Source organism: Allokutzneria sp. A3M-2-11 16, assembly GCF_024213555.1.
In the GTDB taxonomy this organism is placed as follows: Bacteria; Actinomycetota; Actinomycetes; order Mycobacteriales; family Pseudonocardiaceae; genus Allokutzneria.
In genome coordinates, this window is record NZ_JANAVO010000001.1 from 650021 (window position 1) to 673547 (window position 23527).

Consider the following 23527-nt stretch of genomic DNA (forward strand, 5'->3'; position numbering starts at 1 on the left):
ACGGGGGTCGGGGGTACTTGAAGACACCTCAGGAGAGCTTGGCCAGGCCGACCTTGATGGCGAAGATCGCCAGCTGGACCCGGTTGTCCAGGCCGAGCTTGGCCAGCACCTTGGTGACCCGGTTCTTCACCGAGGGCTCGCTCAGGCCCAGCTCGGCGGCGATGCCCGCGTTGGACAGCCCGGAGGCGACCAGCCGGACCACCTCCACGTCCCGCCTGGTCAGCAGCTCCGTCCCGGCCAGGTCCGACTCCTCCGGCTCGACCAGCCGCCGCACCGTCTGCTGGATGAGCCTGCCGGTCACGCTCGGGCTGAGCATGCCGTCGCCCGCCGCGACCACCCGGACCGCCTGCGCGATCTCGTCGGGCGAGGCGTCCTTGCGCAGGAAGCCGCTCGCCCCCGCCCGCAGCGCGGAGTGCACGTACTCGTCGGAGTCGAAGGTGCTCAGCATCAGCACCCGCGGCCGCGGCTCCGGTGTGGTCCAGTCGGAGAGCAGCCGCCGCGTCGCGGTGATCCCGTCCATCACGGGCATCCGCACGTCCATCACCAGCACGTGCGGTCGCAGGCTGAGCGCGGCGCCCAACGCGGAGAGCCCGTCGGCGGCCTCGCCGACGACCTCGATCGGCGGGCGCCGCGCGAGTAACGCGGCCAGCCCGGTGCGCACGACGACGTCGTCGTCGGCGAGCAGCACCCGAATCGGATCGGACGATCCGAACACCCCAGTCACCTGAATCCACCCATCGACGATCCGCGGTCGAACTACGCGGTCCGGTCCAACACCCCAGGTCTGTCCACCGGCACAGCGGCCAGCACCTGGTAACCGCCACCGGTCACCCGCCCGGCCGCCAGCCTGCCGCCGAGCCTGCGCACGCGTTCCCGCATACCCCGCACGCCGAACCCGGAACCCGGGAACGGGCGCGGCCGGTCGACGCGGCACCGCTCGTTGCCGACGCCCGCCACCAACTCCCCGCCGACGACCTCCAGCCGCACCCGCACCCTGGTGGGCGAGGAGTGCTTGACCACGTTGGTCAGCGCCTCGCGCAGCACCCAGTAGATCTCCGGCGGCACGTCCTCCGGCAGGTCGCCCAACCGCAGCTCGACCTCGTTGCCCGCGGCCTCGGCGAAGCGGACCAGTTCGGGAACGCCGTCGATGCCGGGCTCGGGCGCACCGGGTTCTCCGCGCAACCTCGCCACGAGCGCGCCCAGGTCGGTCACCGCCGCCCGGCTGCTGTCCCGAATCCCGTTGGCGGCAAGGGAAATCTCCGGCTCCCGCCCCGCCGCGAGATCATCGAGCAGAGAGGTCCGCACGCTGATCGCGCCCAGGTGATGACCCATCACGTCGTGCAGGTCGGCCGCGATCTGGAGCCGTTGTTCGCGCAGCTCCTCAGCGTGACGCCGCTCAATAGACCGGAAAAGTCGTTGCCGCGCAACAATTCCCAGTAGGAACGCGGTGACGGTCAACGACAGCCAGGCGATCGGCGCGGAGCCCGCCAGCACTCCCGCGGCAACCCCCGCGGCCGGAAACGCCGTGGCAGCACCGAAAACGAGTCGGCGCCGATCCCCGTGCAATCGCGCTCGCACGCGCCGTCGCCTCCCCATCGAGAGCCCCGTGATCCCCACGTAGTTGCATACCCGGCGATTCACATGACGACCAGGCCCGAACGATCCTTCCACCGCAATGGCGCAATCGCGGAGAGTCACAGATCTCATTTATTTGTCGAGATCGACCGCTGTCCGAGGTAACGGAGTACATCGAACAGATGGCTCCGGACGCGGAGGCGTCAGGCATTCACGGAATTGGCTGGGGATTGCCGCCCGGAAATGCACGACGCCCCCGCTCCGAAGAGCGGGGGCGTCGAAACGGGGCTACGACGATCATCAGTCGTCGCTGTTGCCGCCGGGGCTGTTCTTCGCGACCTGCATCAGGAACTCGATGTTCGTCCGCGTCTTGCGCAGCTGGGTGATCAGCAGGTCGATCGCCTGCTGGTTGTCCAGCGCCGCCAGCACGCGGCGGAGCTTGATGGTGACCGCGAGCTCGTCCGGCGAGAGCAGCAGCTCCTCCTTGCGGGTGCTGGAGGCGTCCACGTCGACCGCGGGGAAGGTCCGCTTGTCGGCGATCTTGCGGTCCAGCTTGAGCTCGGAGTTACTGGCGCCCTTGAACTCCTCGAAGATGACCGTGTCCATCGTGGAACCGGTCTCCACCAGCGCGGTGGCGAAGATGGTCAGCGAACCGCCACCCTCGATGTTGCGCGCCGCGCCGAGGAAGCGCTTGGGCGGGTAGAGCGCCGTGGAGTCCACACCACCGGAGAGGATCCGGCCGGACGCCGGGGCCGCCAGGTTGTAGGCGCGGCCGAGGCGGGTGATGGAGTCCAGCAGCACGACCACGTCGTGACCGGCCTCGACCAGGCGCTTGGCCCGCTCGATGGACAGCTCGGCGACCGTGGTGTGGTCGGCGGGCGGCCGGTCGAAGGTGGAGGCGATGACCTCACCCTTGACCGAGCGCTGCATGTCCGTGACCTCTTCTGGCCGCTCGTCCACCAGCACGACCATCAGGTAGCACTCGGGGTTGTTCTTGGTGATCGCGTTGGCGATCGCCTGGAGCACCGAGGTCTTACCGGCCTTCGGCGGGGACACGATCAGCGCGCGCTGCCCCTTGCCGATCGGGATCACCAGGTCGAGGACGCGGGTGGTGAGGATGTGCGGCTCGGTCTCCAGGCGGAGCCGCTCGTTCGGGTACAGCGGCGTCAGCTTGGTGAACTCGGGGCGGTTGCGCGAGGCCTCCGGCTCCAGGCCGTTGATGGTGTCCACCCGCACCAGCGGGTTGAACTTCTGCCGCTGCTGCTCGCCGTCGCGCGGCTGGCGCACCGCGCCGGTGATCGCGTCACCGCGGCGCAGGCCGTGCCTGCGCACCAGGGACAGCGAGACGTAGACGTCGTTCGGCCCGGACAGGTAGCCCGAGGTGCGCACGAACGCGTAGTTGTCGAGCACGTCGAGGATGCCCGCCACCGGGAGCAGCACGTCGTCGTCGCGGACCTCGGTCTCGCGGTCGCCGCCGCCAGTGCCGCGGCCGCCGCCTTCCTCGCCACGTCCACCGCGGTTGCGGCGACGGTCGCGGAAGCGCCTGCCGCGCCTGCGGCCGCCGTCCTCGTCGTCCTCGTCGTCGCGGACCTGCTCGCGCTCGCGCTGCTGGCCGCGCTCGCCCCGGTCGCCACGGTCACCCCGGTCGCCACGGTCACCCCGGTCGCCACGGTCGTCGCGGTCCCGGTTGCGGCCACGGCCGCCGCGCTCGCCCCGCTCGGGACGGTCACCCCGGTCACCACGATCGCCCCGGTCGGACCGGTCACCGCGCTCGGAGCGCTCGCTCTGCTCCTCGCGGTCACCCCCGCGCTGGTTGCGCCGCTCGGACCGGTCGCCGCGCTCGGAGCGCTGGCCCTTGTCCTGCTGCGGCGCCTCCGCCTTCTCCTCGGCGGCGGGTGCCTGGACCTCGGCGTCGCCGCGTTCGGCCTCCGGGCTGCCCGCGGGCCGGGACACGGCACGCCGCCTGCTGCGGCTGCGGCGGGCGTCGCCGCCCGCGGCCTCCGCGTCGGCGGCCGGGGCCTTGGCCTCGGCTGGGGCGGACTTGGCCGGGGCAGGAGCGCTCTCGGCCTCGGGCAGCGGGAGCTGCGCGGCCTGCTTGCGCGAGCCGGATCCCCCGCCCTGGCGCTCCTTGATGGCAGCGATCAGGTCACCCTTGCGCATCCCGCTGGTGTTGCCGATGCCCAACTCTCCCGCGAGTTGGCGAAGTTCGGCGAGCACCATCCCGGAGAGGCCACCGCGCCTCTTGGGTGCGGTCCCGTTCGTAGCGGGGGCGTCGCTGCTCAACAGTTCTGTGTCGCTCACACATGTCCTTCCTGACCGGAACGCGCCTCCTACGCGAACCAGCGGAGCGCCGCCACCGCGGGACGCGGGAACAGCGCTTCAAGTCCAGTCTCGGTGGGGCCTCGCGGAACCTCGGGGTATCGCAGGCGATCATGGCCACCGATACGGAACTCGTCAGTCACTGCGGCGGTCGGGTACCCGAGGGCGCCGACCTTGTCGTGGTTGGGCCACAAGGTCAACTCTCAACGGGAGATGCGACCCGGAGACATGTGTCCGGGAACTGCACCGGCGACCGTGCGCGCGGTGACTGATGCTGCAAAGCGTAGACCCCGCCGCAAACCGGTGCAACAACCGGGCACCTCCGACGCGCCGCGAAGGGCCTTGTCTACCTGTGCTTTAGCGCATCCGGGTGAGGAAGATCGACTCATCCGCACCCGGGCGCGTCCTTCACACCGGTTCGGCGCGCACGCCATCGAGGTCCACCGGCAGCCGGTGCGCGGTGAAACCGGTCAGCGGCAGCCCTTCCGGCAGCGCACGGGCCCCTGCGGGCAACGCGAGCACGGTGGGACCCGCGCCGGAGATCGCGGCCGCGATTCCCGCTTCCCGCAAGGCATCCACCAGGCGCATGGACTCCGGCCACGCGGGCCTGCGGTACTCCTGGTGCAGCCGGTCGGCCATCGCGTCCAACAGCAGGTCAGGGCGGTTTCCGACGGCGTGCGCGGCCAGTGCGGCGCGCCCGGCGGCGAAGGCCGCGTCGCGGTGCGGCACCCGCTCCGGCAGGAGTCCACGGGTCGTCGCGGTCGACGATGTGACCTCCGGCACGAACGCGATCGGGGCCAGTTCCGGGTGCGGTTCGACCCGCACAGCCCGGTGCCTGGCGCCGTCGTGCCAGGCGATCACCGCGCCGCCGTAGAAGCTCGCGGCGGCGTTGTCGGCGTGTCCCTCGAACTCCGCGGCGAGGTGCAATGCGTTGTCGTCAAGTTTGTGCCCGGCGAGCGCGTAGCCCGCCGCGATGCCCGCGACGACGGCGGCGGCGGACGATCCGAGCCCCCGCGCGTGCGGAATGTTGTTATGACATCGAAGCCGCAGGCCGGGCGTGGCGAACCCGCAGGCGTCGAAAGCGGCGCGGATGGCGCGCACGACGAGGTGCGACTCGTCGGCCGGGACCTGGCCCGCACCCTCGCCGAAGACCTCGATCAGCAGGCCGTCGTCGGCGAGCTCGACCTCCAGCACGTCGTGCATGGCCAGCGCCATGCCCAGCGCGTCGAAACCGGAGCCCATGTTGGCCGTCGAAGCCGGGACTGTCACTCGAACGGCAGAGTTCACGACAGTCCTCACCTCAGGTTGAGCGCGGCGGCGATGACGCCCGGTTCCACCGGGAGCGCCTCCACTTCGGGCATATCGCGCAGTGCCGTGTCCGGGTCCTTGAGGCCGTGTCCGGTCACCGTGCAGACCACAAGGGCTCCCTTGGGCATTCGCCCGTCGCCCGATGTGAGCAACAGCCCGGCGACGCTCGCGGCGGACGCCGGCTCGACGAACACGCCCTCGCGCGCCGAGAGCAGCCGGTAGGCGTCCAGGATCTGCTCGTCGGTGACCGCGTCGATCAAACCGTTGGAGTCGGTTTTCGCCGTCATGGCGCCGTTCCACGAGGCGGGGCTGCCGATCCGGATGGCCGTGGCGATGGTTTCCGGGTTCGGGATCGGCGCGCCGTGCACCAGCGGCGCCGCGCCCGCGGCCTGGAAACCGAACATCCTCGGCGCGGACTCCACGACCCCGTCGGCCGCGTACTCCGAATAGCCCTTCCAGTACGCGGTGATGTTGCCCGCGTTGCCGACCGGGAGGCAGTGCACGTCCGGCGCCCGGCCGAGGACGTCGCAGATCTCGAACGCTGCGGTCTTCTGGCCCTCGATGCGCACCGGGTTGAGCGAGTTGACCAGCGAGATCGGGTACTCCGCCGCGGTCTTGCGGGCCAGCTCCAGGCAGTCGTCGAAGTTGCCGTCCACCTGGAGGATGCGCGCGCCGTGCGCCACCGCCTGGGCCAGCTTGCCGAGCGCGATCTTGCCGCGCGGCACCAGCACCGCGCTGGTCAGCCCGGCCCTGGTGGCGTACGCGGCGGCGGAGGCGGAGGTGTTGCCGGTGGACGCGCAGATGACCGCCTTGCTGCCCTCGGCGAGGGCGTGCGTCATCGCGACCGTCATCCCGCGGTCCTTGAACGAGCCGGTGGGGTTGTGCCCCTCCACCTTCAGCAGCACCCGGCAGCCGGTCAGCTCGGACAGGTGCGGGGCCTCCAGCAGCGGGGTCCCGCCCTCGTGCAGCGTCACCACCCGCGCGCCGTCCGGGACGGCGACCCGGTCCCGGTAGGCGTTGATGACCCCCGGCCAGCCCGCGCTGACCGGACTGATCGGGTTGTGCGTCGCGGTCACTGTTCCTCGCCCTCGACACGCATCACGCTGACCACCTCGCGCACGACGGGCAGTCCCGCGACTTTGTCCACTGTGGACCGAAGGGCGGCATCGGGGGCGGCGTGGGTGACCACCACCAGGCTCGCGGAGGGCTCGTGGTCGCGGCCCTCCTGCCGCACCGCCGCGATGCTCACGCCGTGCTCGGCGAAGACCGCTGCCACCTGGGTCAGCACGCCCGGTTGGTCGGCGACGTCCAGGCTGATGTGGTAGGCCGTCCCCGTCTGGCCCATCGGCCGGACCGGCAGCTCGGCGTAGGCCGACTCGCGGGGCCCACGGCCGCTGGCCACCCGGTTGCGGGCCACCGCGACCAGGTCGCCGAGCACCGCGCTCGCGGTCGGCGCGCCCCCCGCTCCCTGGCCGTAGAACATGAGCTGACCGGCCGCGTCGGCCTCGACGAAGACGGCGTTGAACGCGCCGCCGACCCCGGCCAGCGGGTGCGACTTGGGGATCATCGCCGGGTGCACGCGGACCGAGACGGCCTCGTCGCCTCCTGCGTCGATCACGCGCTCGCAGATCGCCAGCAGCTTGACCGTGCGGCCGAGCGAGCGGGCCGCGGCGATGTCGGCCGCGGTCACCGAGGAGATGCCCTCGCGGTGCACGTCCGCGGCGGTGACCCTGGTGTGGAAGGCGATCGAGGCCAGGATCGCCGCCTTGGCCGCGGCGTCGAAGCCGTCGACGTCGGCGGTCGGATCGGCCTCGGCGTACCCGAGCCTGCTCGCCTCCTCCAGCGCTTCCGCGTAACCGGAGCCGGTCGCGTCCATCGCGGAGAGGATGTAGTTCGTGGTGCCGTTGACGATGCCCATCACCCGGGTGATCCGGTCACCGGCGAGGGACTCGCGCAGCGGGCGCAGCAGCGGGATGGCACCGGCGACGGCGGCCTCGAAGTAGAGGTCGGCGCCGGATTCGTCGGCGGCGGTGAACAGCTCGCCGCCGTTCTCCGCCAGCAGCGCCTTGTTCGCGGTCACCACCGACTTGCCCGCCGAGAGCGCGTCGACCAGCAGCGTGCGCACCGGCTCGATACCGCCGATGACCTCGACCACCACGTCCACGTCCGCGCGCGAGACGAGCGCGGTGGCGTCGGTGGTCAGCAGCTCGGCCGGGACGTCGCGGTGCTTGTTCGGCCTGCGGACCGCGATACCAGCCAGCTCGACCGGGGCTCCGATGCGGGCGGCGAGGTCGCCCGCCTGCTCGTGCAGCAGCCGCACCACTTCGGTGCCGACCGTGCCGCAGCCGAGCAGCGCGACCTTGATCGGCTCTGCCGGTGTGCTCGTCAACTCACGCCTCCAGGCGGAAGAGGTCTTCCTCGGTCTCCCGCCGCAGCAGCACCCGGGCCTGGCCGTTGCGCACGGCCACGACAGCGGGCCTGACCAGCCGGTTGTACCCGTTGGCCATGGCGTAGCAGTAGGCGCCGGTCGCGGCCACCGCGAGCAGGTCGCCGGGCGCGATGTCACCCGGCAGCCAGCAGTCTCGCACCAGAACGTCCCCGGACTCACAATGCTTGCCCACTACTCGGGACAGCACCGGCTCGGCCTCGGCGGATCGGGACACCAGGCGGCAGTCGTACTCGGCGTCGTAGAGGGCGGTGCGGATGTTGTCGCTCATCCCGCCGTCGACGCTGACGTAGCGCCGCCGCGTGCCGCCGCCCAGCTCCAGGTCCTTGATCGTCCCGACCTCGTAGAGGGTGACGGTGCCGGGGCCGACGATCGCCCGGCCGGGCTCGACGGCCACCTTCGGAACCGGGATGCCCGCCTGACCGCACTCACGCTCCACAATGGACAGGAGCTGCTCGGCGAGCTTGGCGGGCGGGGGCGAGTTGTCCGTTGGCAGGTAAGCGATCCCGAGCCCGCCACCGAGGTCCACAGTGGACAGATCGGCCAGCGCGTCGGCGCCGTGCTTCGCGCGCAGCTGCGCCAGCAGGCCGATCACCCGGTGCGCGGCGATCTCGAAGCCGTCCGCGTCGTAGATCTGCGAGCCGATGTGGCTGTGCAGGCCGACCAGCGACAGGCCCTCCGCCTTGAGCACCCTGGCCGCCGCGTCGGCCGCGTCGCCCGCGGCGAGCGAGAAGCCGAACTTCTGGTCCTCGTGCGCGGTGGCGATGAACTCGTGGGTGTGCGCTTCGACACCCACCGTGACGCGGATCATCACCGGCTGGACGACGCCGCGCTCGCGGGCGATCTGGTCCAGCCTGGCGATCTCCAGGAACGAGTCGACAACGACGACACCGATCCGCGCGTCCACCGCCGCGGTCAGCTCGGGAACGGACTTGTTGTTGCCGTGCAAGGCGATGCGCTCGGGCGGGAAGTCGGCGCGCAGCGCGATGGCCAGTTCGCCGCCGCTGCACACGTCGATGCCGAGGCCCTCCTCGGCGACCCAGCGGGCGATCTCCACGGACAGGAACGCCTTGGAGGCGTAGTGCACCAGCGCGGGATCGCCGAACGCCTCCGCGTGCTCGCGGCAGCGGGCGCGGAAGTCGGCCTCGTCCATCACGAACAGCGGCGTGCCGTACTGCTCGGCGAGGTCGCGGGCGTCCACCCCGGCGAGCTCCACCGCGCCCTGGTCGGTGCGGCGGGCGTTGCGCGGCCAGACGTTGGCGTGCAGCTCGTCCTGCTCCGGGAAGGAGACCGGGCGGGGGCCCGCGGTGTTCGCGGGGACGATGACATCGGCGTGCCGGGGACCGGCGGGGTGCGCTCTCACATTCGCTCCGGTGCGCTCACGCCCAGCAGGGCAAGTCCGTTGGCCAGCACCTGGCGGGCGGCGGCGCACAGGTGCAGCCGCGGCACGGCCACCGCGCTGACCTCCTCGTCACCGCGCGGCAGGATGCGGCAGGAGTCGTAGAACTTGTGGTAGGCCGCGGCCAGCCCCTCCAGGTAGCGGGCGACGCGGTGCGGCTCGCGCAGCTCCGCGGCCGAGGCCAGCACCCGGGGGAACTCGCCGAGCGTGCGGATCAGGTCGCCCTCGCGCTCGTGGGTGAGCAGCGAGAGGTCCGCGTCGGCGACATCGCCCAGCTTGATGCCCAGCTCGGCGGCGGAGCGGCCGAGCGAGGCCAGCCGGGCGTGCGCGTACTGGACGTAGAAGACCGGGTTGTCGCTGGTGCGCTTGCTCCACGTGTCCAGGTCGATGTCCAAGGTGGAGTCCGCCGACGCGCGGATCATGGCGTAGCGGGTGGCGTCCACGCCGATCGCGTCGACCACGTCGTCCATGGTCACGACGTTGCCCGCGCGCTTGCTCATCCGCACCGGCTTGCCCTCGCGGACCAGGCTGACCAGCTGGCCGATCAGCACCTCGACCACCGCGGGGTCGTCACCGGCGGCGGCAGCGGCGGCCTTGAGCCGGGCGATGTAGCCGTGGTGGTCCGCGCCGAGCATGTAGATGCACAGGTCGAAGCCGCGGGCGCGCTTGTCCTGGAAGTAGGCGATGTCACCGGCGATGTAGGCGGGGGCACCGTCGCTCTTGATGACGACGCGGTCCTTGTCGTCGCCGTAGTCGGAGGACCGCAGCCACCAGGCGCCGTCCTTCTCGTACAGGCTGCCCTGCGCCTTGAGCTTCTCGACGGCCTGCTCCACCGCACCGGACCGGTGCAGCGAGTTCTCGTGGAAGTAGACGTCGAAGTCGGTGCCGAACTCGTGCAGGCTCTTCTTGATCTGCTCGAACATCAGGTTCACGCCGACCTTGCGGAAGGTCTCGTCCCGCTCGGCGTCCGGCTGCTCCAGCGCACCCGGGGCGGCCGTGACGACCTGGGTGGCGATCTCGCCGATGTACTCGCCGCCGTAGCCGTCCTCCGGGGCGGGCTCGCCCTTGGCGGCGGCGACCAGCGACTTCACGAAGCGGTCGATCTGCGCGCCCGCGTCGTTGAAGTAGTACTCGCGCGTGACCTCGGCACCCTGGGCACCGAGCACCCGGCCGAGCGCGTCGCCCACCGCGGCCCAGCGGGTCCCGCCGAGGTGGATCGGGCCGGTCGGGTTCGCCGAGACGAACTCCAGGTTGATCCGGCGCCCGGCCAGCGACGCGCCCTTGCCGTAGTCGTCGGCCGCGCTCAGCACGGCGCGCACCAGCCCGGCGGTGGCGTCGGCGGCCAGCCGGAGGTTGACGAAGCCCGGCCCGGCGACCTCGGCCGAGTCGATCGCGTCACTCGCCTCCAGCGCGGTGCTCAGCGCCGTGGCCAGCTCGCGCGGATTGACCCCGAGCTTCTTGGCGATCTGCATCACCAGGTTCGTGGCGTAGTCGCCGTGCTCGGGGTTGCGCGGTCGCTCCACCGTCACCTGGGCCGGCAGGGCCGCGGGGTCCAGACCGCGGGCGGTCAGGACGTCGACGGCAACGGAACGGACCAGTTCGGCGAGGGCAGCGGGGGTCACCCGGCAAGTCTAGGGATACCCGAACGGAGCAGCGAACGCGCTTCCCCCGCTCCCGTCTGGTGGGAGCGGAATAGTCCGTTGAGCTGACCCCGGCTTGACCTGGCGTCCTTAGACTGGCGCGCGGTTGAGGGTGGGCGGCGAGGAGACGAGGACCGATGGCCAGCGGCAAGAACAGCAAACAGGCGCGGCGGGACAGCGCCGCGCGGGCGGCGGCCGCGATCAAGAAGCCGACGCCGTGGGGGCTGATCGCCGCGATCGTCGTGGTCGTGGTGTTCGCGGGCGGTGTCTTCGGCTTCGTCTACTCCCAGCACGCGGAGAACCAGTCCAAGCTCGACGCGCTCGCGCCGTTCACGCCGTCGCAGTCCAATCAGGACCCCTCGAAGCAGATCAAGGGCGTCGTCTCCAAGGACTACAAACCGCAGAGCCACGTCTCCCCCGCCGACCGCGTCGCCTACGACCAGTCCCCGGCCTTCGGCGGCCCGCACGACGGCTACTGGGCGGCCTGCATGGGCAACGTCTACGAGCGGCCGGTGCGCACCGAGAACATGGTCCACTCGCTGGAGCACGGCGCGGTGTGGATCGCCTACCACCCGGACAAGGTCAAGGGCGCGGACCTGGAAGCGCTGAAGAAGCGGGTGGTCAACCAGCAGTTCATCATGATCTCGCCCTACCCCACGCTGGACAGCCCGGTGTCGTTGCAGTCCTGGGGGCGGCAGCTGAAGCTGGACAGCGTGAACGACGAGCGCATCGACCAGTTCATCCACGCGCTGCGCCGCAACCAGTACACCTACCCCGAGCTCAACGCCTCCTGCGACGCGCTCGGGCCGGGCGCGTTCGACCCGGACAACCCGCCGCCGTTCGACGCGACCCCGCCGGGCCCCGACGCCAAGCCGATGAACTACGAGCCGCCCGCCCCGCCGCCGAGCGGCCAGCCCCAGCCCCAACCGCAGCCGCAGCCCGGTGGCTGACGGTGCCGTGCCCGATCCCGCCGACGAGATCGGTGTGGACCGGGCTCCCTCGGAGAGCTCCACCGGCATGCGGGTGCTCGTCGCGTCCGTCGCGGTGCTGGCGATCCTGCTGCTCGGTGCTGCGGGCGGGTTGCTGATCGGCCTGCCGGGCGGGGGCGGTGCGCCCGCGAGCAACTCCGTCGACGTCGGCTTCGCCCAGGACATGAGCGTGCACCACCGGCAGGCCGTGCAGATGGCGGGCTGGGCGCGCGACCACAGCACGGACCAGGCCATCCGGCAGATCGCCTTCGACATCGAGACCAGCCAGCTCGGCCAGGTCGGCCGGATGGAGGGCTGGCTCGGGCTGTGGGACAAGCCGGAGCTGCCCGCCTCCGGCAAGTACATGAAGTGGATGACCGGGCAGGAGGCGGTGGCGCACGGGCACGGCGCGACCAACCCGAACGACCCGGGCGTGGACACCATGCCCGGCATGTACACCCAGCAGGAGTGGCAGCGCCTGCGCTCGCTGTCCGGCCGCGAGCTGGATGTGATGTTCCTCCAGCTGATGTTGCGGCACCACCAGGGCGGCACGCAGATGATGGAGTACGCCGCGAAGTACGGGACCAACCCCCAGGTGAAGAACCTGGCGCGGAGCATGTTGCTGTCGCAGGGAAAGGAGACCGAGACCCTGCGCAACCTGCTCACCGCGCGCGGCGGCCAGCCGCTCCCGATGAACTAGCGCCCCAGCGCGGAGAACGCCCCTCGCCGAAGCCGGTGCGGGGCGTTTCGCTTGCCAGGACCGCGACGGCGAGGTACCTTCGGCTCATCTGCTCTTGCTGGATGACGCCCCGGTTCTCGAAACCGCGGTTCCCACAAGAGATCTGATCGCTCCTCCTCCACGCGGTGACCGCGTGTCGACCCGGAGCCGTAACTCTCACAGGCCGAAGCCCGTGGCGTCCGTCCTCTGTGGACCTACCACCTCCGGCCGCGATCAACGCTGTCCGGAAGGACCAAAACCATGAATGCCATCACCGGAATCCTTGACGTACAAGGAAAATCGGCCTCGCTGCACATCGAGGACGGGGACCGCATCACCGTCCCCTTGAGCCTCGTCCGCAAGTACGGCCTCCGCCGCGGCGACACCGTCAGCGGTTCCCTCGGCGACCGCGACGCACTGTCCGAAGTGGACACTGTCAACGGCGGCTCGCCGGAGAGCTCCCGCGACAGGGCCGCGTTCACCGACCTGACCCCGATCCACCCGAACGAACGACTGCGCCTGGAGACCGAGCCGCACCGGCTCACCGCGCGCGTGCTCGACCTCGTCATGCCGGTCGGCAAGGGCCAGCGCGCCCTGATCGCCGCACCGCCGAAGGCGGGGAAAACCCTTGTGCTGCAAGACATCGCGCACGGCATCAGCAAGAACCACCCGGAGTGCCACCTGATGGCCGTGCTCGTCGGCGAGCGCCCCGAGGAGGTCACCGACATCCAGCGCTCGATGCCCGGCGAGGTCATCGCGTCCACCTTCGACCGCCCGCCCGCCGAGCACATCACCGTGGCGGAACTGGCGATCGAGCGGGCCAAGCGCCTCGTCGAGACCGGCCGCGACGTCGTGGTGCTGCTCGACTCGCTGACCCGGCTCGGCCGCGCGTACAACCTCGCCGCCCCCGGCTCCGGCCGCATCCTCAGCGGCGGCGTCGACGTCAGCGCGCTGCACCCGCCCAAGCGATTCCTCGGCGCCGCCAGGAACATCGAGGGCGGCGGCTCCCTGACGATCTTCGCGACCGCGCTCGTCGAGACGGGTTCGGTCGGCGACGGCGTGACCTACGAGGAGCTCAAGGGCGCGGGCAACGCCGAGCTGAAGCTCGACCGCAGGACGGCCGCGCGCCGCGTCTTCCCCGCCGTGGACGTCGAGCAGTCCGGCACCCGCCGCGAGGACCTGCTGCTCACCCCGGAGGAGCAGGCGATCACGCGCACCCTCCGCCGGGCGCTGAACACCCGCGAGCACAACGGGATCGACCAGCTACTCGACGGCCTCCGCAAGACCCCCACCAACGCCGAGTTCCTCATGCGCCTCGCCACGCACCAACCCCGCTGACCCCCACCCGCGCACACCTCTAGCCCGTTTCGTACTCCTATCGGGAAAAAGAGCGCTCCCAAATCCCGTTATGAGTACGAAACGGGGTTCTCCAGGTTGCCTCGGCGGAGGAGGTGTGCACCCTCGACAGTTCTTGCGTGCCAAGGCATCGTGTGTGCCTCCTTCCTCCAGTAGTTCTCCGGAGCATATCTGACCGACGTGCTTTGGTTGGTACGCAAGGGATTTTGTGGGCGAGGGTGGCTTTCGCACGCCCCGGGGAACCCCCCACCTTCAACGGTGCCAGGAGATGGCGGGGATGGCGAGCGACGGGTGTGGGGTGGGTGGAATTCGTTTCACGCCCGCGGGATGAGTGATCTCCAGCGGCACTCCGCGCTCACCGGGGCGCACGCGGTAGCGGCCTTTGCCGCGAGCTTGACACGGGTCTCCGTAACGGTGTTTTATAACAGCGTTCCCAAACGATCGCGGAGACCACCATGACCCTTCAGCTCAGCCCGGCGTCGCAGTCGATCGCCGGGGTCGTCCTGCTGTCGATCGTGACCATCGAGGTCGGCGGCTGGTTCCTCACCAAGATCGCGCGCGGCGCCGTGCCGATGACCAGGTTCCAGAAGGACTTCGCGCGGGCCGGGCACGCCCACGCCGGAGTGCTCGTCACGCTCGGGCTGATCTGCCTGGTGCTGGCCGACGCGACGGCGCTGGACGGGTTCGCGGGCTACGTCGCGAGGGCGGGTGTGCCGTTCGCGGCGATCCTGATGTCCGCCGGGTTCTTCGCCTCCTCGGCCGGGCGCGGCGAGGTGACGCGGCCGAACAAGCTCTTCGTCCTGGTGTGGATCGGGGCGCTGTCGCTGGCCGCGGGTGTGGTCACGCTCGGGATCGGCCTGCTGACCGCATGACAAGGCGGCGGCCGGTTTTCCGGCCGCCGCCCCGAGACTCGCTCAGTTGTACGCGTGCAGGTGCCACCGGAACTTCGGCGGCCAGCCGTGCACCTCAAGCTTGCACTCGGCACCGGCGATGCCGTCGCGGATCTTCCTGGCCTCCACCTCGCACGCGTCGAAGGAACCGAAGTACCTGTAGGTCGGGTAAGCCGACGCGCTCAGCGGCGTGACCGCGAGCAACCCGGTGACGGCGGCACCGATGAGAAGGGCCTTTCCAGCTCGCACCACGAATATCGCTCCCCAAGTGTGAAGTGACGAACAGGGGTTGGACTGTTCGCCACCGCGTTCGGTTGCGTCATCCCGTCCTCTGTCACCACTTCCGGGGGCACGGGCTAGCGTCTGGACCATGAGCGAGCAGAAGCGCCTGGCCCCCGGTGACACCGCGCCGGGGTTCACCCTCCCCGACGCCGACGAGAAGCCGGTGTCGCTTGCCGACTTCAAGGGCAGGCACGTGGTCGTCTACTTCTACCCCGCCGCGAGCACGCCGGGCTGCACCAAGCAGGCGTGCGACTTCCGGGACAGCCTCGCCGAGCTCAACGATTCGGACTTCACGGTGCTCGGCATCTCCCCGGACAAGCCCGCGAAGCTGGCGAAGTTCCGCGACGCCGAGGGCCTGACCTTCCCACTGCTGTCCGATGTGGACAAAGCGGTGCTCGCCGAGTGGGGAGCTTTCGGCGAGAAGCAGATGTACGGCAAGACGGTCACCGGGGTGATCCGCTCGACCTTCGTCGTCGACCCGGACGGTGTGATCACCAAGGCGATGTACAACGTGCGCGCCACCGGCCACGTCGCGAAGCTGCGCCGCGAGATCGGCATCTGATCCGGTTGTGAGGCAACCTGGCTGACCAGGGCTTCCGTACGGAGCGACCGGGCGGGAAGTTGCCGTCGCCCGCCCACAACTTTCGGGTGAGCGACCCGCGTACCACCGGTCGTGAGACCCACTGTTGTCCTGGTCAGCGCGGCCGTCGCCGCCGTGCTGCTGACGTGCGCCGCCCTGTTCGCCTCCGCGGGCGGGAACTCCGCGCCCGACGTGGCCTTCCCGGAGGTCGTGCCCGCGACCTCCGAGTCGCCCGTGCCCGAGTACCGGCCGGTGGTCCCGGAGCCAAAACCGGAGCCGAAGCCGAACCCGTCGCCGCGCGACCCCTTCAAGCCGTCGAGCGAGCAGGTCGTGCGGAACGCGCTGCGCAAGGCGGCGGGCGGGGCGACGGTCTCCGCGCAGGTGTTCGACCGCCGGAACGGCACCTCGCTGTTCGAGGAGGTGGCGGACCGGCGGTTCCGGTCCGCGTCGCTGGTCAAGCTCATGATCGCGATCGACGCCCTCGACCGGGGCACGCACGGCCCCACCAGCACCAAGATGACCCAGATGCTCTCGCTCAGCCACGACGCGGCGGCCAGCGAGATGTGGGTGGCGGGCGGCGGCAGCAAGATCGTCCGCAGGGTCGCGGCCAAGCTGGGCCTGAACGCGGAGCCGCCGCAGCCCGAGGGGCGCTGGGGCAACACGATGATCACCGCGCGGGACGTGGTGAAGATCTACGACCACATCCTCGACGCGGCCCCCGAGCTCATGCCCGCGCTGCGGTCCGCCCCCGCGATCGCCGCGGACGGGTTCGACCAGCACTTCGGCATCCCGCGCGCGCTCAACGGCCTGCCATGGGCGATCAAGCAGGGCTGGGCGGCGGGTGGCGGCAGCATGGACCTGCACACCACCGGCGTGATCGGCGACGACGACCGCTTCATCGTCGTGGTGCTGACCAAGTCCGCGGGCGGGGCCAACTGGGGCTGGGGGTCGAGGATGACCACCGAGGCCACGCTGGCCCTGCGCCCGCTACTGGTCCGCTAGCGAGCGCAGGTGCGGCAGCAGTGCCCGCAGCGCCAGGCCCCGGTGCGACATGGCGTCCTTCTCCGCCGGGTCCAGCTCGGCCGACGTGCGGTTCGAGCCCTCCGGAAGGAAGACCGGGTCGTAGCCGAAACCGTTGGTACCACTGGGTTCCCTGGCGATCGTGCCGCGCCACTCGCCCCGCACGACCAGCTCCTCGCCACCGGGCAGCGCCAGGGCGGCGGCGCACACGAAGCCGCCGCCGCGCCGCTCGTCCGGGGTGTCGGAGAGCTGGGCGAGCACCAGCGCCGTGTTCGCGGCGTCGTCGCCGTGCCCGCCCGCCCAGCGCGCGGAGAGCACACCGGGCATGCCGTTGAGGGCGTCGATCGCGATGCCGGAGTCGTCAGCGATGGCGGGCAGACCGGTCGCCGCGACCGCGTCCCGCGCCTTGGCCAGCGCGTTCTCCTCGAAGGTCGCGCCGGTCTCCGGGGCCTCGGGGAACTCCGGCACGTCGTCGAGGCCGACGATCTCCACCCCGCGCACGCCCTCCGCCTCCAGGATGCGGCGCAGTTCGCCGAGCTTCTTCGCGTTGCGCGACGCGAGCAGGACCCGGGTCACGCCTTGGGCCCCGTCGGCAGCTCGCCGGGGTACGGCGCCGCGAGCGCCTCCGCCTGGAGCTTGGCCAGCTGCGCGCAGCCCGCCAGCGCCACGTCGATCATGCGGTCCAAAGTGGACCTGGCGAAGGTCGCGCCCTCACCGGTGCCCTGCACCTCGACCAGGGTGCCCGCGTCGGTGGCGACCACGTTCATGTCGACCTCGGCGCGCGAGTCCTCCTCGTAGGGCAGGTCCAGCCGCACCCGGCCGTCCACCACGCCGACGCTGACCGCGGCGATCGAGCAGGACAGCGGCTTCGGGTCGGCGAGCTTGCCCGCGGCGCCCAGCCAGGTGACCGCGTCGGCGAGCGCCACGTAGGCGCCGGTGATCGCCGCGGTCCGGGTGCCGCCGTCGGCCTGGATCACGTCGCAGTCGATCGCGATGGTGTTCTCGCCGAGCGCGGACAGGTCGATGCACGCGCGCAGCGAGCGGCCGATCAGCCTGCTGATCTCGTGCGTGCGCCCGCCGACGCGGCCCTTGACGGACTCGCGGTCGCTGCGGGTGTGCGTCGCGGAGGGCAGCATCGCGTACTCGGCGGTGACCCAGCCCTTTCCGGAGCCGGTGCGCCACCGCGGCACGCCGTCCTGCACGCTCGCCGCGCACAACACCTTGGTCTTGCCGAACTCCACCAGGACCGAACCCGCTGGCCACTCCTGGAAGCCACGGGTGATCCGGATCTCGCGGAGGGCATCGTCGTTCCTGCCATCAGTACGCGCCACCCGCACAGATTAGGCGTTCACCACATCGGCTTGTCGTTGAACCACCCCGAGCCGCGGCACGTTGAATAGCTACATGGTGCTCGCACAGGACTTGACCACCGTTGACGGACTGCCGTTGCACCCGCTCGTCGTGCACGCCGTCGTGGTGCTGCTGCCCCTCGCCGCGGTGGGGGCGACCCTCATCGCGCTGCGCCCGGCCTGGCGCCGCCGCTTCGGCTGGCCGGTGCTCGCGGTGACCGTGCTCGGTGTCGCTTCCGTCCCCATGGCCGCCTTCAGCGGCAACCAGCTCAACGCGGCGATGGGTGGTGCGAATCCGCTCATCGCCGAGCACTCCGCACTGGCCTCCGTGCTGCTGCCGCTCGCGATCGGCTTCGGCGTGGCCGTGCTGGTGCTCGTGTTCGCCGGACGGGTCTCCGACCGCGAACCAGACCCCACCGACTCGCGAGCCCGTGTGTGGCGCCTTGTAAGCGTCGCCGCCGCCGTGCTCACCGTGGCGCTCGCGGTGGGCACCACGGTGCAGGTGGTGCGCACGGGCCACACGGGCTCAACGGCGGTTTGGGAGGGCCGTGTGCCTACGAATGGTGGTTGAGCCGTTCTGCGGGCCGATGGGATAGGTGACGCCCTGCTCGGCGAGCTGGATCGGTCCGGTGAACACCGCGCGGGCCTCGGTGAGCATCGCCCTGCGGTCCGTCCACGGCGGCACGTGGGTGAGCAGGAGCTGACGAACTCCCGCGGCCCTGGCCAGCTCTCCGGCCTCCCTGCCGGACATGTGCACGTCCACCGGGTTGGCGGGACCGTGCGGCCACGAAGCCTCGGACAGCAACAGGCTCGCGCCGTCCGCCAGTCGCCTCAGTGCCTCGCACGGCCCGCTGTCACCGGTGTAGACGAGGTGCTGTCCGGCGTGCGAAACGCGAAACCCGAACGCGGTACACGGATGCGCCACGCGCGCCGCGGTCACCTCGAACGGTCCTATATGGACAGTTCCTTCGGCGAGTGCGTGAAATTCGTACACGTCCGAAAGATCTGTCGCAGTGCGCTCTTCCTCGCTCGGCGCGTACGCGGCCGCGAGGCGGACCGGTGCCTCCTCCGGCGCGAAGACCGGCAGCCGTTGCTCCTTCGGGTCGTAGGGCGGCGCCGGGTGGTAGCGGCGGAGCACCGTCAGCGCCGAGAAGTCCGCGCAGTGGTCAGGATGCAGATGTGAAAGCACTACGGCATTCACGGAGAACGGGTCGCACCGCGACTGGAGCGCGCCGAGAGCCCCGTTGCCCAGATCGATGAGCAGCCGAAACCCTTCCGCCTCAACGAGATAGCCGGAGGCGGGGGCGTTCGGACCCGGAAGGCTGCCCGAGCAGCCGAGGATGGTCAGCAGCACCAGTCGAGAGTGGCACGCCCCGGCGCGCTCGCCCAGGGGTCGTTCCGGTCAACCGGTCCCCGGCACCGGTAGCAATCCGTCACCCGAGCCTGTCACCGTGCCCAGCACGGGCCCGAGGAACCGGTGCGCCAGCTTGGTGAACGGCTGCGGCGGCCCGGTGGCGACGAACTCGTGGTGCGGTGGCTCGTCACCCGGCTCGGCGAGCAGGTCCTCGGTGGTGAGCACGCGCAGGACGTCCTTCGCGGTCTCCTCCGCGCTGGAGACCAGCGTGACCGCGTCGCCCATGACGAGCTGGATCACCCCGGTCAGCATCGGGTAGTGCGTGCAGCCGAGCACGACGGTGTCGACCTCCGCGCGCTGCAACGGCTCCAGGTAACTCTGGGCGAGCCCGAGGATCTGCCTGCCGGAGGTCACCCCGCGCTCGACGAAGTCCGCGAAACGCGGGCAGGCGACGCTGGTGACGCGCGTGCCGGGAGAGACGGCGAAGGCGTCCTCGTAGGCGCGGGAGGTCACCGTGGCGCGTGTGCCGATCACCCCGATCCGGCCGCTGCGGCTGGTCGCCACCGCGCGCCGGGCCGCGGGCAGCACGACCTCGACCACCGGGACGTCGTAGCGCTCGCGGGCGTCCCGCAGGCACGCCGCGGACGCCGAGTTGCAGGCGATGACGAGGGCTTTGACCCCGCTGGCGACCAGGCGGTCGGCGACGTCGAGCGCGTGCTCCCTGACCTTCGCGATGGGCAGCGGGCCGTACGGGGAGTGCGCCGTGTCGCCGACGTAGCGCAGCCGCTCGGCGGGCAGCTGGTCGAGGATGGCGCGGGCGACGGTCAGCCCGCCGACCCCGGAGTCGAGAATCCCGATCGGCGCGCTGGTCACAGCCCGAGGTTACCGGGGAGTTCGGGCCTGCTCGAAGGCTGTCTGGCGGCCCGCGCCACCAGCCACGCGGCCAGCACGCCGCCGACCGCGCCGAAGAGGTGGCCCTGCCAGGAGATCCCCGGCTGGCCCGGCAGGATGCCCCACAGCGCGCTGCCGTAGAGGAAGAACAGCGCCACCGCGACGGCGATCTGCAGGAAGCGCCGGGTGAGGAAACCCCGCAGCAGCAGGAAGGTCAGCCAGCCGAAGATCAGGATCGAGGCCCCGGCGTGGATCGTGCCGTCGGGAGCGGTGAGCCAGACGCCGACCCCGCCGACCAGCCAGATGGTCGCGGTCACCGCGACGAACTGGCCGATGCCTCCGGCCATCGTCAGGAACCCGAGCACCAGCACGGGGAGCGTGTTGGCCGCGAGGTGGTCCCAGCCGAAGTGCAGCGCGGGTGCCCAGATGACGCCGGTCAGGCCGGACAGCTCGCGCGGGGTGATCCCACCGGCGTCGAGCGCGCCGTTGGTGATCACGTCGATCAGCTCGATCAGGTACAGGGCGGCCACGAAGCCGACGATCGCGAGGGCCGCCTGCTTCGGCTTCGCCGGCAGCACGCGCGCGTCGGCACGGGGCGTCGGGGTCGTTCCGGGAACTGGCTGCACCTGGTCGAGGCTACGTCAGCGGGCTGAACCGGTCCTCAGGGACGAACCCTGATTCCTCCGGTCGTGACCAGCCACGACGCCCCGCACGCAGCGGCGGCGGCGATCGCGTGGGCGGCGACGCCCGACACCGACGCGTGGGTCTGGAAGAACAACGTCAGCGCGAAGAGCAGGAACAGCCACGTGGCCGTGGTCCCGCCGTCCTTGTCGGTCCCGAAGCAGCGCCGCGCGATCAGCACCCCGAGCCACCCCGCGACCACGACGTACGGGCCGGAGTAGACCAGGTGCGAGGCGTTCATCCACAGCGCGAGGCCACCGACCACCCAGCTCACTGCGGTGATCACGGCGACGTGGCGCACGCCGAGGTGCCGCAGCGCCAGGAAGCCGATCGGCACCGTCCACGCGAGCGCGACGACGAGCGAGCCCAGCCCGCTGGTCACCAACGGCGCCCACAGCACCGCGAGGAAGCCGAAGGCGCTGTGGTGCGAGATGCCCGGCAGCCACAGCACCGGGGACAGCATCGACTGGAGCACCGAGACGCCGAAGAGCACCGCCGCCACTCCGAGCATGATCCGGCCCGCGGACTGCTCGGAAACGGCGTTGCCGCGCTGGCTGGCGTGGTGGAGCGGAGTGGAGGCGAACATGGCGAGAACGCTAGGTCTGTGAACAGTCCGCCACATCAGGGGTGACCCGGATTCACGTCTCAGGGATTAGGGTCAGGTCGTGATCGCTGAGGTGGCGCTGAAGGCCGAAGCCGAGTTGGGCGAGGGGCCGACCTGGGACATCACCACGGGCACGCTGCTGTGGGTGGACGTGCTCCGCAGCGAGGTCCACCGCTTCCATCCCGGCCGCGGCACGAACGACTCGACGGTGGTGCCGCAGCACGTCGGCGCCGCCAAACCACGCACGCGCGGCGGCTTGGTGCTGAACCTCCGCGACGGGATCGCCTTGTGGGACAGGGACGACAGCAAGCGGTGGCTCGTCTACTGGGCGCGTGACGGCGTTCGCGGCAACGATGCGGCCGTGGACCCGGCAGGGCGGTTATGGGCCGGGACGATGCGTTATGACGAAGCACGCGGCGGAGGATGGCTCGCGCGCGTGGAGGCCGACGGTGCCGCGAAGGTCGTGCTCGACGACGTGACGGTCAGCAACGGCATCGGTTGGAGCCCTGACAGCTCGCTGATGTACTACGTGGACACACCGACCCGTCGCATCGACGTCTTCGACTACGACCTCGGATCGGGCGAAGCCGTCAACCGCCGCGAAGTCTGCACAGTGGACGGTGACGGCTATCCGGACGGATTGTGCGTGGACGCGGACGGCTGCATCTGGGTGGCCCTGTGGGACGGAGCCGCCGTGCGCCGCTACACCCCGGACGGCCGCTTGGACCGAGAACTGGCGCTGCCGGTGTCACGCCCCACCGCGTGCTGCTTCGGCGGTGACGGCTTCACGGACCTCTACGTCACGTCCGCTCGCTCAGACATCCCTGAAGAGACGTCGGGCGGCTCCGTGTTCGTCTTCCCCGACATCGGCCAGGGCGTGCCCACGCCGCTCTTCACGGGTTAGGCCCAGAGGTGGCCGTCGATGCGCGCGGCGGCTTCTTCAAGGGTCCCCGAGTAAGCACCGGTGGAGAGGTACTTCCACCCCGCGTCCGCCACGACGAACGCGACGTCCGCTGTCTCCCCGGCTCCGACCGCCTTCTCCGCGACCGCGAGGGCCGCGTGCAGGACCGCCCCGGTGGAGATTCCCGCGAAGATGCCCTCTCGCTCCAGCAGCTGACGGGTGCGGCGAAGCGCGTCGAGTGAGCCGACCGAATAGCGGCCGGTCAGCACCTCGGGGTCGTACAGCTCGGGAACGAAGCCCTCGTCGAGGTTGCGCAGGCCGTAGACCAGCTCCCCGTAACGGGGCTCGGCCGCGACGATCTGCACGTCCTTCTTGTGCTGCCGCAGATAACGACCGACGCCGACCAGGGTGCCCGTGGTGCCGAGCCCGCCGACGAAGTGGGTCAGCGTCGGCAAGTCGCGCAGCAGCTCCGGTCCGGTGCCGCGGTAGTGCGCCTCCGCGTTGGCCGGGTTGCCGTACTGGTAGAGCATCACCCAGTCCGGGTTCTCGGCGGAGATCTTCTTCGCCGTGGCCACCGCCTGGTTCGACCCACCCGCCGCGGGCGAGGTGATGATCCGGGCCCCATAGGCAAGCAGCAGCTGCCGCCGCTCCACCGAGGTGTTCTCCGGCATCACGCAGACCAGCGCGTAGCCCTTGAGCTTGGCGGCCATGGCCAGCGCGATGCCGGTGTTGCCGGACGTCGGCTCCAGGATCGTGCAGCCGGGGCTCAACCGACCGTCCCGCTCGGCCGCCTCGATCATGGCCAGCGCGGGGCGGTCCTTGATCGAGCCGGTCGGGTTGCGGTCCTCCAGCTTCGCCCACAGGCGCACGTCAGCGCTCGGCGACAGCCTCGGCAGCCCGATCAGCGGGGTGTCGCCGAGCGCGTCGAGCAGCGAGTCGTACCTGGCCATCCGCTTAGCGCGCGCCGCCGGCAACGGCGGGCAGGATGGTGACGTTGTCGCCGTCCTTGACCGACGCCTCAAGGCCACCGGCGAAGCGCACGTCCTCGTCGTTGACGTAGACGTTGATGAAGCGGTGCAGCGACCCCTCCTTCACCAGGCGGGTTTTCAGGCCACCGTGGCGGCTCTCCAGGTCGTCGATGATCTCGGCGAGGGTGGCGCCGGACGCCTCGACCGTCTTCTCGCCACCGGTGTGCGTGCGCAGGATGGTGGGGACGGAAACGGTGACGGCCATGGTGGATTCCTCC

Annotated in this window: 25 protein-coding genes; 8 read left to right on the top strand and 17 right to left on the bottom strand. The window is 70.8% G+C overall.

Annotated features, from left to right (window positions below):
• Window positions 1–28 precede the first annotated feature (28 nt).
• From NLX83_RS03280 to argS, 8 genes are all read right to left on the bottom strand, one after another.
• Entirely contained in the window at window positions 29–724 is a 696-nt protein-coding gene (locus NLX83_RS03280; protein ID WP_254233374.1) for a response regulator transcription factor, read from the bottom strand.
• Window positions 725–756: 32 nt separating this feature from the next.
• A complete protein-coding gene (locus NLX83_RS03285) occupies window positions 757–1578 on the bottom strand; it encodes a sensor histidine kinase (protein ID WP_254233375.1) in 822 nt (273 codons plus the stop codon).
• 297 nt (window positions 1579–1875) lie between these two features.
• Entirely contained in the window at window positions 1876–3876 is a 2001-nt protein-coding gene (gene rho / locus NLX83_RS03290; protein WP_254233376.1) for a transcription termination factor Rho, read from the bottom strand.
• 426 nt (window positions 3877–4302) lie between these two features.
• On the bottom strand, window positions 4303–5181 hold the full coding sequence (gene thrB, locus NLX83_RS03295; RefSeq protein WP_308209265.1) for a homoserine kinase: 879 nt from the start codon (window positions 5179–5181) through the stop codon (window positions 4303–4305).
• Between the two features lie 8 nt (window positions 5182–5189).
• The gene (gene thrC / locus NLX83_RS03300) at window positions 5190–6278 is read right to left on the bottom strand and encodes a threonine synthase (RefSeq protein ID WP_254233377.1); all 1089 of its coding nucleotides are present in this window, start codon (window positions 6276–6278) and stop codon (window positions 5190–5192) included.
• Entirely contained in the window at window positions 6275–7591 is a 1317-nt protein-coding gene (locus NLX83_RS03305; protein ID WP_254233378.1) for a homoserine dehydrogenase, read from the bottom strand. Before NLX83_RS03305 ends, thrC begins: the two co-directional genes overlap by 4 nt.
• Before the next feature lies 1 nt (window position 7592).
• A complete protein-coding gene (gene lysA / locus NLX83_RS03310; RefSeq protein ID WP_254233379.1) occupies window positions 7593–9011 on the bottom strand; it encodes a diaminopimelate decarboxylase in 1419 nt (472 codons plus the stop codon).
• Window positions 9008–10669 (bottom strand): arginine--tRNA ligase, encoded by a 1662-nt coding sequence (argS, locus tag NLX83_RS03315; RefSeq protein WP_254233380.1) that lies wholly within the window; start codon window positions 10667–10669, stop codon window positions 9008–9010. The genes lysA and argS overlap by 4 nt, the downstream gene beginning before the upstream one ends.
• 155 nt (window positions 10670–10824) lie before the next feature.
• On the opposite strand from argS, the gene NLX83_RS03320 reads away from it, so the two are divergent.
• The 4 genes from NLX83_RS03320 to NLX83_RS03335 all read left to right on the top strand — a co-directional run bounded on the left by NLX83_RS03320 (window position 10825) and on the right by NLX83_RS03335 (window position 14601).
• Entirely contained in the window at window positions 10825–11637 is an 813-nt protein-coding gene (locus tag NLX83_RS03320; RefSeq protein WP_254233381.1) for a DUF3105 domain-containing protein, read from the top strand.
• A complete protein-coding gene (locus NLX83_RS03325) occupies window positions 11630–12355 on the top strand; it encodes a DUF305 domain-containing protein (RefSeq protein ID WP_254233382.1) in 726 nt (241 codons plus the stop codon). Before NLX83_RS03320 ends, NLX83_RS03325 begins: the two co-directional genes overlap by 8 nt.
• Window positions 12356–12634: 279 nt before the next feature.
• Window positions 12635–13711: a transcription termination factor Rho gene (rho, locus tag NLX83_RS03330; RefSeq protein WP_374118642.1), complete on the top strand. Its 1077-nt coding sequence runs from the start codon at window positions 12635–12637 to the stop codon at window positions 13709–13711.
• Window positions 13712–14184: 473 nt separating this feature from the next.
• A complete protein-coding gene (locus tag NLX83_RS03335) occupies window positions 14185–14601 on the top strand; it encodes a hypothetical protein (RefSeq protein ID WP_254233383.1) in 417 nt (138 codons plus the stop codon).
• 42 nt (window positions 14602–14643) lie between these two features.
• Here NLX83_RS03335 and NLX83_RS03340 read toward each other — a convergent pair whose 3' ends face one another.
• Window positions 14644–14871, bottom strand: a complete 228-nt coding sequence (locus NLX83_RS03340; RefSeq protein ID WP_254233384.1) for a hypothetical protein — start codon at window positions 14869–14871, stop codon at window positions 14644–14646.
• A 118-nt stretch (window positions 14872–14989) separates the two neighbouring features.
• Here NLX83_RS03340 and bcp point away from each other — a divergent pair, with 118 nt between their 5' ends.
• Window positions 14990–15463: a thioredoxin-dependent thiol peroxidase gene (gene bcp, locus NLX83_RS03345; RefSeq protein WP_254233385.1), complete on the top strand. Its 474-nt coding sequence runs from the start codon at window positions 14990–14992 to the stop codon at window positions 15461–15463.
• Between the two features lie 111 nt (window positions 15464–15574).
• A complete protein-coding gene (locus NLX83_RS03350; RefSeq protein ID WP_254233386.1) occupies window positions 15575–16483 on the top strand; it encodes a class A beta-lactamase-related serine hydrolase in 909 nt (302 codons plus the stop codon).
• Here NLX83_RS03350 and rdgB read toward each other — a convergent pair.
• Window positions 16469–17077, bottom strand: a complete 609-nt coding sequence (rdgB, locus tag NLX83_RS03355) for an RdgB/HAM1 family non-canonical purine NTP pyrophosphatase (protein ID WP_254233387.1) — start codon at window positions 17075–17077, stop codon at window positions 16469–16471. The genes NLX83_RS03350 and rdgB overlap by 15 nt on opposite strands.
• Window positions 17074–17832 (bottom strand): ribonuclease PH, encoded by a 759-nt coding sequence (rph, locus tag NLX83_RS03360; protein WP_254233388.1) that lies wholly within the window; start codon window positions 17830–17832, stop codon window positions 17074–17076. Before rph ends, rdgB begins: the two co-directional genes overlap by 4 nt.
• A 73-nt stretch (window positions 17833–17905) precedes the next feature.
• Here rph and NLX83_RS03365 point away from each other — a divergent pair, with 73 nt between their 5' ends.
• Window positions 17906–18421 (top strand): DUF2231 domain-containing protein, encoded by a 516-nt coding sequence (locus tag NLX83_RS03365; RefSeq protein WP_254233389.1) that lies wholly within the window; start codon window positions 17906–17908, stop codon window positions 18419–18421.
• On the opposite strand, the gene NLX83_RS03370 is transcribed toward NLX83_RS03365, so the two are convergent.
• The 4 genes from NLX83_RS03370 to NLX83_RS03385 form a co-directional block, all read right to left on the bottom strand.
• Window positions 18377–19204 (bottom strand): MBL fold metallo-hydrolase, encoded by an 828-nt coding sequence (locus NLX83_RS03370; protein WP_254233390.1) that lies wholly within the window; start codon window positions 19202–19204, stop codon window positions 18377–18379. The two genes, NLX83_RS03365 and NLX83_RS03370, sit on opposite strands and share 45 nt — an antisense overlap.
• Window positions 19205–19252: 48 nt before the next feature.
• The gene (gene murI, locus NLX83_RS03375; protein WP_254233391.1) at window positions 19253–20077 is read right to left on the bottom strand and encodes a glutamate racemase; all 825 of its coding nucleotides are present in this window, start codon (window positions 20075–20077) and stop codon (window positions 19253–19255) included.
• Window positions 20074–20673: a rhomboid family intramembrane serine protease gene (locus tag NLX83_RS03380; RefSeq protein ID WP_254236063.1), complete on the bottom strand. Its 600-nt coding sequence runs from the start codon at window positions 20671–20673 to the stop codon at window positions 20074–20076. Before NLX83_RS03380 ends, murI begins: the two co-directional genes overlap by 4 nt.
• 83 nt (window positions 20674–20756) lie before the next feature.
• Window positions 20757–21362: a hypothetical protein gene (locus NLX83_RS03385; protein WP_254233392.1), complete on the bottom strand. Its 606-nt coding sequence runs from the start codon at window positions 21360–21362 to the stop codon at window positions 20757–20759.
• A 79-nt stretch (window positions 21363–21441) separates the two neighbouring features.
• On the opposite strand from NLX83_RS03385, the gene NLX83_RS03390 reads away from it, so the two are divergent.
• Window positions 21442–22284 (top strand): SMP-30/gluconolactonase/LRE family protein, encoded by an 843-nt coding sequence (locus NLX83_RS03390; RefSeq protein ID WP_254233393.1) that lies wholly within the window; start codon window positions 21442–21444, stop codon window positions 22282–22284.
• Here NLX83_RS03390 and NLX83_RS03395 read toward each other — a convergent pair.
• Complete coding sequence (locus tag NLX83_RS03395) at window positions 22281–23231, bottom strand: PLP-dependent cysteine synthase family protein (RefSeq protein ID WP_254233394.1); 951 nt, start codon at window positions 23229–23231, stop codon at window positions 22281–22283. The genes NLX83_RS03390 and NLX83_RS03395 overlap by 4 nt on opposite strands.
• 4 nt (window positions 23232–23235) lie before the next feature.
• Window positions 23236–23514 (bottom strand): MoaD/ThiS family protein, encoded by a 279-nt coding sequence (locus tag NLX83_RS03400; protein WP_254233395.1) that lies wholly within the window; start codon window positions 23512–23514, stop codon window positions 23236–23238.
• Window positions 23515–23527 lie beyond the last annotated feature (13 nt).